Genomic DNA, 13,031 nt, shown 5'->3' with positions numbered 1-13,031 from the left:
GTGTAGGCCCGGTAAGCGTAGCGCCACCGGGCAACAGCGCTTACAGAAGCTCCGGATACTTCGTTATCTTCAGCGCCAGCTCAACGCCGCGCACTTCCGCCATCCCTTTAAGCCGGCCAATCGCCGAATAGCCCGGGTTGGTTTTCTTACGCAGATCGTCCAGCATCTGGTGGCCGTGATCCGGACGGAACGGGATAGGACGCACATCGCCCGCCTGCTTGCGACGCGCCTCTTCCGCCAGAATGGCGTCTACCACCGCTACCATATTCACATCGCCGCCCAGGTGCGCCGCCTCGTGGAAGGTTTTTGGGTTCTCTTCGCGGCAGGTCGCACGCAAGTGCGTAAAGTGAATGCGATCGCCAAAGGTTTCAATCATCCGCACCAGGTCGTTATCCGCACGCACGCCGTAGGAGCCGGTACACATGGTGAAGCCGTTATAGATGCTGTTTACCGTATCCTTCAGCCACTGCATATCTTCAATAGTGGAAACAATGCGCGGCAGGCCGAGGATAGGACGCGGTGGATCGTCCGGGTGCACCGCCAGACGCACACCAGCTTCTTCAGCAACCGGCACGATAGCGCGCAGGAAATACGCCATGTTTTCACGCAGCTGCTGCTTATCAATATTGCCATATTCCGCCAGGCGCGCGCGGAACTGATCCAGGGTATACCCCTCTTCCGCGCCCGGCAGGCCCGCAATGATATTACGGGTCAGCTTTTCGATGTCTGCATCACTGGCGGCGTTAAACCACGCAAGCGCCTGCTGCTGCTCTTCCGCGGTGTAATCCGCTTCGGCGCCAGGGCGTTTCAGAATGTGCAGCTCAAACGCCGCGAAGGCGATCTGGTCGAAACGCAGGGCTTTCGAGCCGTCCGGCATCTGATATTCAAGGTCGGTACGCGTCCAGTCGAGGATAGGCATGAAGTTATAGCAAACCGTATCAATGCCGCAGGCCGCCAGGTTGCGAATGCTCTGCTGATAGTTAGCAATCCAGGTCTGGTAGTCCCCGGAATGGGTTTTGATGTCTTCGTGAACCGGGATGCTCTCTACTACAGACCAGGTTAACCCCTTCTCCGCCAGCAGCGCCTGACGCTGTTGAATTTCTTCAGCCGGCCATACCTGACCGTTAGGAATATGATGCAGCGCCGTGACGACACCCGTTGCGCCTGCCTGGCGCACATCATCAAGAGAAACCGGATCGTTCGGCCCGTACCAACGCCAGGTTTGTTCCATTGCCTCACCCTCTTAAGTTGTTATACCAATATGCGTTACTGCAATGACGACTACCATACATGTTTACCGCTAAGGGTCAACATACCGCCACACATTGATTGATCAAACTCACAGAACGGGGATATTTACGGCTCACCAATTTTATTTGCTGTCATATAACTTTACACTGGCATTGTTAATTAATGGTTAATCAGGTGTGTATCTCATGAAGACAATTGCCTCCACCGCCCTTCCTGCCCAGGTTCAGCAGCCTCGCTACGATCGTCAGCAACTGCGCTCCCGCATCGTCCATTTTGGCTTTGGCGCGTTTCACCGTGCGCACCAGGCATTATTAACAAACCGGGTGCTTAATGAAAAAGGCGGCGACTGGGGTATTTGTGAGATTAGCCTTTTCAGCGGCGACGTGCTGATGAGCCAGCTGCGCGCGCAGGATCACCTGTTCACCGTGCTGGAGAAAGGGGCGGAAGGCAATGAGGCGATTATCGTCGGTGCCGTCCATGAATGCCTTAACGCAAAGCTGGACTCTCTGCCCGCCATTATTGAGAAATTTTGCGAGCCTCAGGTCGCGATTGTGTCGCTCACCATCACGGAGAAAGGCTATTGCATCGATCCCGCGACCGGGAAACTCGATCTGCACAACGCCCGGATAATCCATGACCTTGAAAACCCCTCAGAGCCGCATTCCGCACCCGGGATCCTGGTCGAAGCGCTCCACCGCCGCCGCGAGCGTGGGTTGCCTGCGTTTACCGTGCTCTCCTGCGACAATATCCCTGATAACGGGCACGTGGTGAAAAACGCGGTGCTGGGCATGGCGCAAAAGCGTTCCGCAGCGCTGTCTGAATGGATTGACAGCCACGTGAGCTTCCCTGGGACGATGGTCGACAGAATTGTTCCCGCCGCGACGGACGCCTCGCTGGCGGAAATCACCGACGCGCTCGGCGTTGAAGATCCGTGCGCCATCAGCTGCGAGCCGTTTATTCAGTGGGTGGTGGAAGATAATTTTGTTGCCGGCCGTCCGGAGTGGGAAGTCGCGGGCGTTCAGATGGTGCAGGATGTTCTGCCGTGGGAGCAGATGAAATTGCGCATGCTCAACGGCAGCCACTCTTTCCTGGCGTATCTGGGGTACCTCGCGGGCTACGCCCATATTAATGAATGCATGGAGGACGCTGCGTTCCGTGAAGCCGCTCGTCGGCTGATGCTGGACGAGCAGGTGCCCACATTACGCATTAAGGATGTCGACCTCACCGCCTACGCCGATAGCCTGCTCGAGCGCTTTGCCAACCCGGCACTTCAGCATCGGACCTGGCAAATCGCGATGGACGGCAGCCAGAAGCTTCCGCAAAGAATGCTGGACGGGATCCGCGTTCATCTCGAGCGAAAAGCACCGTGGTCGCTGCTGGCTCTGGGCGTGGCCGGCTGGATACGCTACGTCAGCGGTACCGACGACCGTGGCAATGCGATTGACGTTCGCGATCCCCTCAGCGATAAAATTAGCACGATGGTCAATGCCAGCAGCGACGCCGACCGCGTTAACGCCCTGCTGGGGCTGAGCGAGGTCTTTGGTCACGATCTCGCGCAAAACAGCGCGTTTGTGGAGGCTGTCAGCCAGGTATACCAGCGCATCACCCGCCACGGCGCGCGTCAGGCTGTTATCGAAACGTTAAATATTTAACGATTATTGCGCTTAACGCGAACGGATGAAGCCTCCGTTCGCCCTCCCCCTTCTCACCGGTCACGTTTTTCGCCAGGATAGAGAGATTAGTGTTATAGCATCACAATCCTCATCTGGAGCGCACGTGACCAAAACCAACCTCATCACCGGTTTTCTCGGCAGCGGTAAAACCACCTCAATTCTCCACCTGCTGGCGAATAAAGATCCTGCCGAGAAATGGGCCGTGCTGGTCAATGAATTTGGCGAGGTAGGCATTGACGGCGCGTTACTGTCATCCAGCGGCGCGATGATTAAAGAGATCCCTGGCGGGTGCATGTGCTGCGTCAATGGCCTGCCGATGCAGGTCGGGCTCAATACGCTGCTGTGTCAGGGCAAACCCGACCGCCTGCTGATTGAGCCCACCGGGCTGGGTCATCCGAAGCAGATCCTCGATTTACTGACCGCCCCGGTTTACGAGCCGTGGATCGACCTGCGCGCCACCCTGTGCCTGCTCGATCCGCGTCAGCTTCTGGATGACAAGGCGGTGGCCAATGAGAATTTCCGCGATCAACTCGCCTCGGCTGACGTTATTGTCGCGAATAAAGCAGATCGCGCCACGGCTGAAAGCCAGGCCGCGCTGGACGCGTGGTGGCAACATTTCGGCGGCAACCGCACGCGGGTGCAGACCACCCAGGGGAATATTGATAGCGCCCTGCTTGACCTTCCTCGTCTGAACCTCACCGAGTTGCCTGCCAGCGCGGATCATTCGCACAGTCATCCGGTTAAGCAAGGTTTAGCCGCACTCAGCCTGCCGGAACATCAGCGCTGGCGTCGTAACCTGAACAGCGGCCAGGGATATCAGGCCTGCGGATGGATTTTTGATGCTGAAACCGTTTTTGACACCATCGGGATCCTCGAGTGGGCTCGCCTTGCGCCCGTCGATCGCGTGAAAGGGATCATGCGCACCCCAGACGGGCTGGTGAGGATCAACCGTCAGGGTGACGATTTCTTTATTGAAACGCAGAATGTGGCGCCGCCTGACAGCCGAATAGAGTTAATTAGTGCGGTTAACGCCGACTGGAATGCCCTCCAGTCCAGCCTGTTGAGGATTCGTTTAAGTTCGGGCGGCTAACGTTGCCCCAGTTTTCACTCTATGCAGAACGTTATGACAACTCGATTTCCCCTGATATTACTGCTTAATGTCGCCGGTCTGGCGCTTTTCTTCTCCTGGTATATCCCGGCGGATCATGGTTTCTGGTTCCCGCTGGATTCTGCCATTTTTCACTTCTTCAACCAGGAGCTGGTGAAGAGCAACGCGTTCCTGTGGCTGGTGGCAATTACCAACAACCGCGCCTTCGACGGCTTCTCGCTGCTGGCCATGGGCTGCCTGATGCTCTCTTTCTGGCTGAAAGAGGATAAAGCCGGGCGTCGGCGTATTCTCATTATCGGTCTGGTGATGCTGCTGTTTGCCGTTGTCATTAACCAGCTGGCAACTGCGATTATTCCGGTTAAGCGTTCAAGCCCAACGCTATTCTTCACCGATATTTATCGCGTCAGCGAACTGCTGCATATTCCAACAAAAGATGCGTCGAAGGACAGTTTCCCCGGCGATCACGGCATGATGCTGCTTATTTTTTCCGCAATTATGCTTCGCTATTTCGGCAGAAAAGCTTTTGCCATAGCCCTGATTATTTTTGTGGTTTTTGCCTTCCCGCGCGTAATGATTGGCGCTCACTGGTTTACCGATATTGCCGTCGGTTCGCTCTCCGTGGCGCTGATTGCGCTGCCGTGGTGTTTGATGACCCCACTGAGCGACAGGATAATAGCGCTGTTCGATCGCTATCTTCCCGGAAGAGCGCAACAACAATTAAACAAATAACTAACCTAAATTAACGTGAGCTATCAGGGATCATGTCGATCCCTGATAGCGTTCTCGCCGCGATCTTTCCCCACTGTCATATTCTCGTCATCATATTCATGATAAAAATGAAGCAATTGCATACTGGCGCAGCGGATCCGTCGCTATTTTGAGCAATTCTATGTTTTTACTTTCTGTATCACATTTTCTTATAAAAAAAAGGCTTTTTTTTCTCGCAATACCCCAGGCAATCGGTTAATCTCGAACTCGTTTTGCCCCATAGAGATAATTATTTCACTGGCGAATAATTTTGTGCGCTGTGCCACAAATGTGACCAGAAAGAATTGTCTCAATGTGAACAGATAATTAGTCTCGTCACGTTTGGCATTTTTATAACGATATTTGTCGTTAAGGACTTCAAGGGATAATAAACAAAATGGTCAAATCTCAACCGTTTCTGAGATATATCTTACGGGGGATCCCGGCGATAGCAGTCGCGGTACTGCTGTCTGCATGTAGTACATCGAACACCGCAAAGAATATGCATCCTGAGACGCGTGTTGTGGGAATGGAAGATTCCTCGTCACTGCAAGCCTCTCAGGATGAATTTGAAAATATGGTACGTAATCTGGACGTGAAGTCCCGCATTATGGACCAGTATGCTGACTGGAAAGGCGTGCGCTATCGCCTTGGTGGCAGCACAAAAACAGGTATTGATTGTTCCGGTTTTGTACAGCGTACGTTCCGTGAGCAATTTGGGTTAGATCTTCCGCGTTCAACCTATGAACAGCAGGAGATGGGCAAGTCGATTTCACGTACCAAACTGCGCACCGGTGATTTAGTCCTGTTCCGTGCCGGTTCTACAGGTCGACATGTTGGCATCTACATTGGTAATGACCAGTTTGTACATGCCTCCACCAGCAGCGGTGTGACCATTTCCAGCATGAATGAACCGTACTGGAAGAAGCGCTACAACGAAGCACGCCGCGTACTGACCCGCAGTTAATATGACTATTGTATCGTTGGTTATCCCTTGGCTGACGATATGATGAAAAAAAGCACTGCTTCGGCAGTGTTTTTTTTTGCCCGTTACACTGAATACATCCAGCGGCATTTCAGGAATCACGACGTCTATGTTCACCCGCTATTTCTCCAGCAATCGCAAAATACTGATCCTCAGCATCATCACAGGCCTGATCGCCGCCCTGCTCCTGGGTTCGTTGCAATTTTTCTGGAGCTACCACAAGCGGGAAGTCAAATTCGACACCCTGATCCACGATGTGAGCATCTATATGGAGAGCTACTTCGATGAGTTAAAAAATTCTATCGATGTGCTCCAGCCGCTCACGTTAAACAACTGCCACGACGTCAATCAGGAACTTACCTCGCGCGCTGCCTTTAGCGTTAACGTTCGCGCATTCCTGCTGGTCAGAGACAAAATGGCGTTCTGCTCTTCTGCCACGGGGCCGATGAATGTTCCCATGGAGGAGCTAATCCCCGAGCTGCACATCGACAAACAGATTGATATGGCGTTACTTCCCGGCACCCCCATGTTACCCAACAAGCCCGCGATTGCCATCTGGTACCGTAACCCGCTAGTGAAGGACGGCGGCGTGTTTACCTCGGTGAATCTCAATCTGACGCCTTACCTGCTCTACACCGCGCGCCAGGACGAATTTGCCGGTATTGCCATCATTATTGGCGACCATGCGCTGTCAACGCGCTCCAGCACGCTGGTCCTTGCGCATGATCTGCATGAAACGCCGGCCCGTACCGCGACGCTGAAAGACGTGCCCCTGACCATCAACCTGTATGCTGACGCATGGACCAGCGATGAAATTCTCTACGCCCTGTTCTTCGGGCTGGTATGCGGCATTTGTGCCGGATCGCTCAACTACTATATCCTCAGCATTCGGCTCAATCCGGGTAAAGAGATTTTAAGCGCCATTAAGCGCGGCCAGTTTTACGTGGTCTATCAGCCCGTCGTCGATGCTAAATCGCTCCAGATGACCGGGCTTGAAGTGCTGATGCGCTGGAAACACCCGACGATGGGGGAAATTCCTCCGGACGCGTTTATCAACTTTGCCGAAGCGCAGAAGCTGATTGTCCCGCTGACGCTGCATCTCTTTGACCTTATCATTCACGATGCCCCCGTGTTACAAACCCTGTTACCTCCGGGAGCAAAGGTGGGCATCAACATTGCGCCGGGGCATCTGCATGCGGAAAGCTTCAAAGACGATATGCGCACTTTCAAAGCGCTACTGCCGCAGGATTACTTCCAGATCGTGCTGGAAATTACCGAGCGCGACATGCTCAATCATCGGGAAGCCAACAGCCTTTTCGAATGGCTGCACAACGAAGGGTTTGAGATAGCCATTGATGATTTTGGCACCGGCCACAGCGCGCTGATTTATCTTGAGCATTTCACCATGGACTACCTCAAGATTGACCGCGGTTTTGTTAATGCGATTGGCACCGAGACCGTGACGTCGCCGGTGCTGGACGCCGTCCTGACGCTGGCAAGACGACTGAATATGTCGACCGTCGCCGAAGGGGTGGAAACGCCGGAACAGGCCGCCTGGCTGCGCGAACACGGCGTTAATTTCCTGCAGGGATACTGGATTAGCCGCCCGATGCCGCTGGCGCAGTTCCGCGAATGGCGGCCTGATATTTCGCCCGAGGGTGATTAATTTCACATTGCCCGTGACGTCACTTATTATTCAGCTTAACCGAGCCGGTCTGTAAAAGAGGGAGCCGCCGCAAGATGCTTATGCGCTTCATGTTGCTGATGTTGGCACTAACGAGCCTGTCCAGCCAGGCGCAGGCCATCAAAGAAAATATCGCCTTCGCGGTGATTGGCGAGCCGAAATATGCGGTCAATTTTACGCACTTCGATTACGTTAACCCTGCCGCGCCGAAGGGCGGAAAGGTCACGCTTTCCGCCACGGGAACATTCGACAACTTCAACCGCTTCGCCCTGCGCGGCGTGGCGGCCGCTCGGACGGAATCGCTTTACGATACGCTCTTCGTCACGTCGGATGATGAGCCCGGCAGCTATTATCCGCTGATTGCCGAGAACGTGCGTTACGCCGATAACTTCGCCTGGGCGGAAATCTCGCTGAATCCGCGAGCACGTTTTCACGACGGTACGCCGGTGAAGGCCAGCGACGTGGCGTTCACCTTCCATAAATTCATGACCGAAGGCGTCCCCCAGTTCCGCATCGTGTATAAAGGCGCATCCGTCAGAGCCATTGCGCCGCTCACCGTGCGCATTGAGCTGAGCGAACCGAACAAAGAGAACATGCTCAGCCTGTTCTCGCTGCCGGTGATGCCGGAATCGTTCTGGAAAAATCATAAGCTAAGCGACCCGCTTTCCACGCCGCCGCTGGCAGGCGGCCCATACCGCATCACCGACTGGCGCATGGGGCAATATGTCGTTTACTCTCGCGTGAAAGACTACTGGGCAGCAGACCTGCCGGTAAACCGCGGGCGCTGGAATTTCGACACCCTTCGCTATGATTACTACCTCGACGATAACGTGGCGTTTGAAGCGTTCAAAGCCGGCGCCTTCGATCTACGCGTAGAAAGCAGCGCCAAAAACTGGGCGACCCGCTATATCGGCAAAAATTTCGCCAAAGGCTATATCGTCAAAGACGAGCACAAAAATGAGTCTGCCCAGGACACCCGCTGGCTGGCGTTTAATATTCAGCGTCCGGTATTTAATGACCGCCGGGTGCGCGAAGCCATTTCCCTGGCCTTTGATTTTGAGTGGATGAACAAGGCGCTGTTTTACGGGGCTTACAGCCGTGCCAACAGCTATTTTCAGAACACCGAATACGCCGCGCGCGATTACCCGAAAGCCGACGAGCTGACACTGCTGGCGCCGCTGAAAGCGGAGGTTCCGCCGCAGGTGTTCACCACCGTGTTTCAGCCACCCGCGTCGGACGGTGACGGTTACGACCGCGACAACCTGCTGAAAGCCAGCAAGCTGCTGGATGACGCGGGCTGGCACCTGAAAAATCAAAAGCGTGTGGATGCCAAAACGGGTAAACCTCTCAGCTTTGAGCTGCTGCTCTCGTCCGGGGGCAACGATCAGTGGGTACTGCCGTTTAAGCACAACCTTGAGCGGCTGGGCGTGACCATGAACATTCGCCAGGTCGATAACGCGCAGATCACCAGCCGCATGCGCAGCCGTGATTACGACATGATGCAGCGTCTGTGGCCCGCGCAGCCGTGGCCCAGCTCCGACCTGCAAATCTCCTGGGCCTCCAGCTACATTGACTCCTCATACAATGCGCCAGGTGTAAAAAGCCCGGCGATTGACGCGCTGATTGCGAAAATAGTGGCGGCGCAGGGGGATAAAGAAAAGCTCCTGCCGCTCGGGCGCGCCCTCGACAGGGTCCTGACCTGGAACTACTACATGCTGCCGATGTGGTATATGGGCGAAGATCGCCTGGCGCGCTGGGACAAATTCTCCGTGCCTGCCGTGCGCCCTGTCTACTCCCTGGGCTTTGATACCTGGTGGTATGACGTTAACAAAGCCGCCAGACTTCCCGCTGAGCGGCGATAAGGAATCATCATGGGTGCCTATCTTCTCCGTCGTCTCCTGCTGGTCATCCCCACCCTGTGGGCCATCATCACGATTAACTTTTTTATCGTGCAAATCGCCCCCGGCGGCCCGGTCGATCAGGCGATTGCCGCCATTGAATTTGGCAACAGCGGCGGCATGCCCGGCGGCGGCGGTGAAGGGATGGGCGCGAGCCATGCGCGAACCGGCGTAGGGAATATCAGCGAAAGCCATTATCGCGGCGGACGCGGGCTGGATCCGGAAGTGATCGCCGAGATCACCCACCGCTACGGCTTTGACAAACCGATTCACGAGCGCTATTTCAAGATGCTCTGGGATTACATCCGCTTTGATTTTGGCGACAGCCTGTTTCGCAGTGCGTCAGTGTTAACGTTGATCAAGCAAAGCCTGCCGGTTTCGATAACGCTCGGGCTGTGGGGAACGCTGATTATCTATCTGGTCTCTATACCGCTTGGGATCCGCAAAGCGGTGTATAACGGCAGCCGGTTTGATATCTGGAGCAGCACGTTCATCATCATCGGCTACGCCATCCCGGCGTTTCTGTTTGCCGTCCTGCTGATTGTCTTTTTTGCCGGGGGAAGCTATTTCGACCTCTTCCCGCTGCGGGGGCTGGTCTCCGCCGATTTTAGCTCCCTGCCGTGGTATCAGAAAATCACCGACTATCTCTGGCATATCACGCTGCCGGTGCTGGCCACGGTCATCGGCGGGTTTGCGGCCCTGACCATGTTGACCAAAAACGCCTTTCTCGATGAAATTCGTAAGCAGTACGTTGTCACGGCCCGCGCCAAGGGCGTGAGCGAGAAGCAGATCATGTGGAAACACGTGTTCCGCAACGCCATGCTGCTGGTGATCGCCGGATTTCCGGCCACGTTCATCGGCATGTTTTTTACCGGCTCGCTGCTGATAGAGGTGATGTTCTCGCTCAACGGCCTGGGGCTGCTGGGCTATGAGGCTACCGTATCGCGCGATTATCCGGTGATGTTTGGCACACTCTATATTTTCACCCTGATTGGCCTGCTGCTGAATATCATCAGTGATATCAGCTATACGCTGGTCGATCCCCGAATTGATTTTGAGGGCCGCTGATGCCGCGTTTAAGCCCCGTCAACCAGGCCCGCTGGGCCCGCTTTCGCCACAACCGCCGCGGCTACTGGTCGCTGTGGATTTTTGCCGTGCTGTTTGCCTTAAGCATGTGTTCGGAGCTGATCGCCAACGACAAACCGCTGCTGGTGCATTTTAACGACCGCTGGTACGTGCCGGTTATCGCCAACTACAGCGAAAGCGACTTTGGCGGCCCGTTTGCAACACCGGCGGAGTATCAGGATCCGTGGCTTCGCGATCAAATCGACAGGCGCGGCTGGGCGCTCTGGGCACCGGTGCGCTTTGGCGCAAACAGCATTAACTTCGCCACCACGACGCCCTTCCCTTCCCCGCCCTCCGCGCAAAACTGGCTGGGAACGGATGCTAACGGCGGGGACGTGCTGGCGCGCATCCTGTATGGCACGCGAATTTCTCTTCTCTTTGGGCTGATGCTGACAATATTCTCCAGCGTAATGGGCGTCGTGGCGGGTGCCGTTCAGGGCTACTACGGCGGGAAAATCGACCTGTGGGGCCAGCGGGTTATTGAAGTGTGGTCAGGCATGCCAACGCTGTTTCTGATCATCCTGCTTTCCAGCGTGGTGCAGCCTGGCTTCTGGTGGCTGTTAGGCATCACCGTCCTGTTCGGCTGGATGGCGCTGGTGGGCGTGGTGCGCGCGGAGTTCCTGCGCACCCGCAATTTCGACTACATTCGCGCCGCGCAGGCGCTTGGCGTGAGCGACCGGGGGATCATCTTCCGCCACATGCTGCCCAACGCGGTCGTGGCAACGCTCACTTTCCTGCCGTTTATTCTGTGCAGCTCCATCACCACCCTCACCTCGCTGGATTTTCTTGGTTTCGGGCTACCGCTGGGTTCCCCGTCGCTCGGCGAACTGCTGCTGCAGGGTAAGAACAACCTGCAGGCGCCGTGGTTAGGCATCGCCGCCTTTCTTTCCGTGGCCGTGCTGCTGTCGCTGCTGATTTTTATTGGTGAAGCCGTGCGCGATGCCTTCGATCCGAACAAGGCGGTATAAAATGACCCAGCCTCTTCTCAGTATTGATAACCTGTCGATTGCTTTTTCAAAGCAGGACGAGACGCGCACCGTGGTCACCGACCTGTCGCTGCAGATCCAGCCCGGGGAAACGCTGGCCCTGGTGGGCGAGTCGGGTTCAGGCAAGAGCGTTTCGGCACTCTCCATCCTGCGGCTGTTGCCGTCTCCACCGGTGAGCTACCCGCAAGGGGATATTCTGTTTCACGGCAGCTCGCTGCTGCATGCCGACGAACATACCCTGCGCGGTATTCGCGGCAACAAAATCGCGATGATCTTCCAGGAGCCGATGGTTTCCCTCAACCCGCTGCACAGCCTGGAAAAACAGCTCTATGAAGTGCTCTCCCTGCACCGGGGGATGCGCAAAGAGGCCGCGCGGGGAGAAATTCTGGACTGTCTGGAACGAACGGGCATACGCAATGCGGCCAAACGGCTGAATGATTTTCCGCACCAGCTCTCCGGCGGCGAACGCCAGCGCGTGATGATCGCTATGGCCCTACTCACGCGCCCCGAGCTGTTGATTGCCGACGAGCCCACAACGGCGCTGGACGTGACGGTACAGGCGCAAATATTGACGCTGCTGCGGGAGCTGCGTGACGAGCTGAACATGAGCCTGCTGTTTATCACGCACAACCTGAGCATTGTGAGAAAGCTGGCCGACAGCGTCGCGGTGATGCAAAACGGACGATGCGTTGAACAGAATAGCGCGTCCACGCTGCTGAGCGCGCCGCAGCACCCCTATACGCTGCGCCTGCTCGACAGCGAACCCTCCGGCGACCCGGTTCCCGTCAAGGCGGACAGCACACCGCTGCTGCGCGTTGAGGATTTGTCCGTCTCGTTCCCGATCCGCAAAGGTATTCTGCGGCGCATCGTCGACCAGAATCCGGTGCTGAAAAACATCCGCTTCTCGCTGCGCCCGGGAGAATCCCTGGGGCTGGTGGGCGAATCCGGTTCCGGCAAAAGCACCACCGGTCTGGCGCTGCTGCGCTTAATTGCCTCGCAGGGCGAGATCTTCTTTGACGATATGCCGCTGCACCGCTGGAACCGCCGCCAGATGCTGCCCGTGCGGCCCCGCATGCAGGTGGTGTTTCAGGATCCCAACTCTTCGCTTAACCCCCGGCTCAGCGTGTTACAGATTATCGAGGAGGGTCTGCGCGTGCATCAGCCCGGCCTGAGCGCTCAGCAGCGAGAGCAGGAAGTTATGCGGGTGATGGCCGAAGTGGGCTTAGATGCCGGGACCCGCCACCGCTATCCGGCTGAATTCTCCGGCGGGCAGCGCCAGCGTATCGCCATTGCCCGCGCGCTGATCCTGAAGCCGGAGCTGATTATTCTGGATGAACCGACGTCGTCGCTGGACAGAACCGTTCAGGCGCAGATCCTGGCGCTGCTGAAAGGGCTTCAGGAAAAGCACCGGCTGGCCTATATCTTTATCAGCCACGATCTACAGGTGGTGCGGGCGCTATGCCATCAGGTGATTGTGTTGCGACAGGGAGAAGTGGTCGAGCAGGGAGAGTGCCAGCGCGTATTTAGCGCGCCAACGCAGCGCTACACGCGCCAGCTGTTGTCGGCAGACTAGC

General features: G+C 56.1%; 10 protein-coding genes. 9 read left to right on the top strand and 1 reads right to left on the bottom strand.

The window, feature by feature from the left end; all coding sequences use genetic code 11:
* Positions 1 to 40: 40 nt before the first annotated feature.
* On the bottom strand, positions 41 to 1,231 hold the full coding sequence (gene uxuA / locus AC27FC_RS00700; protein WP_196354922.1) for a mannonate dehydratase: 1,191 nt from the start codon (positions 1,229 to 1,231) through the stop codon (positions 41 to 43).
* A 205-nt stretch (positions 1,232 to 1,436) separates the two neighbouring features.
* Here uxuA and AC27FC_RS00695 point away from each other — a divergent pair, with 205 nt between their 5' ends.
* The 9 genes from AC27FC_RS00695 to yejF all read left to right on the top strand — a co-directional run bounded on the left by AC27FC_RS00695 (position 1,437) and on the right by yejF (position 13,030).
* A complete protein-coding gene (locus AC27FC_RS00695; protein ID WP_196354923.1) occupies positions 1,437 to 2,903 on the top strand; it encodes a mannitol dehydrogenase family protein in 1,467 nt (488 codons plus the stop codon).
* A gap of 124 nt (positions 2,904 to 3,027) precedes the next feature.
* On the top strand, positions 3,028 to 4,014 hold the full coding sequence (locus AC27FC_RS00690) for a CobW family GTP-binding protein (protein ID WP_196354924.1): 987 nt from the start codon (positions 3,028 to 3,030) through the stop codon (positions 4,012 to 4,014).
* Positions 4,015 to 4,047: 33 nt separating this feature from the next.
* Positions 4,048 to 4,761 (top strand): phosphatase PAP2 family protein, encoded by a 714-nt coding sequence (locus AC27FC_RS00685; protein ID WP_029740964.1) that lies wholly within the window; start codon positions 4,048 to 4,050, stop codon positions 4,759 to 4,761.
* A 415-nt stretch (positions 4,762 to 5,176) separates the two neighbouring features.
* Positions 5,177 to 5,746, top strand: a complete 570-nt coding sequence (gene mepS / locus AC27FC_RS00680) for a bifunctional murein DD-endopeptidase/murein LD-carboxypeptidase (protein WP_008500946.1) — start codon at positions 5,177 to 5,179, stop codon at positions 5,744 to 5,746.
* Positions 5,747 to 5,873: 127 nt separating this feature from the next.
* A complete protein-coding gene (locus AC27FC_RS00675; RefSeq protein ID WP_039263175.1) occupies positions 5,874 to 7,430 on the top strand; it encodes a cyclic di-GMP phosphodiesterase in 1,557 nt (518 codons plus the stop codon).
* A gap of 74 nt (positions 7,431 to 7,504) precedes the next feature.
* A complete protein-coding gene (locus tag AC27FC_RS00670; RefSeq protein ID WP_196354925.1) occupies positions 7,505 to 9,310 on the top strand; it encodes an extracellular solute-binding protein in 1,806 nt (601 codons plus the stop codon).
* Positions 9,311 to 9,319: 9 nt separating this feature from the next.
* The gene (locus AC27FC_RS00665; RefSeq protein WP_024908182.1) at positions 9,320 to 10,414 is read left to right on the top strand and encodes a microcin C ABC transporter permease YejB; all 1,095 of its coding nucleotides are present in this window, start codon (positions 9,320 to 9,322) and stop codon (positions 10,412 to 10,414) included.
* Positions 10,414 to 11,439 (top strand): ABC transporter permease, encoded by a 1,026-nt coding sequence (locus AC27FC_RS00660; protein ID WP_087823040.1) that lies wholly within the window; start codon positions 10,414 to 10,416, stop codon positions 11,437 to 11,439. The genes AC27FC_RS00665 and AC27FC_RS00660 overlap by 1 nt, the downstream gene beginning before the upstream one ends.
* Before the next feature lies 1 nt (position 11,440).
* Positions 11,441 to 13,030 carry a microcin C ABC transporter ATP-binding protein YejF gene (gene yejF / locus AC27FC_RS00655; RefSeq protein ID WP_094934167.1) on the top strand — a complete coding sequence of 530 codons (1,590 nt, stop codon included), beginning with the start codon at positions 11,441 to 11,443 and terminating at the stop codon, positions 13,028 to 13,030.
* Position 13,031 lies beyond the last annotated feature (1 nt).

It is taken from the genome of Enterobacter sp. C3_dUdeg (assembly GCF_057536195.1).
The sequence above is the reverse complement of the archived record's forward strand: the minus strand, read 5'-3'. Positions and strand labels throughout refer to the sequence as shown.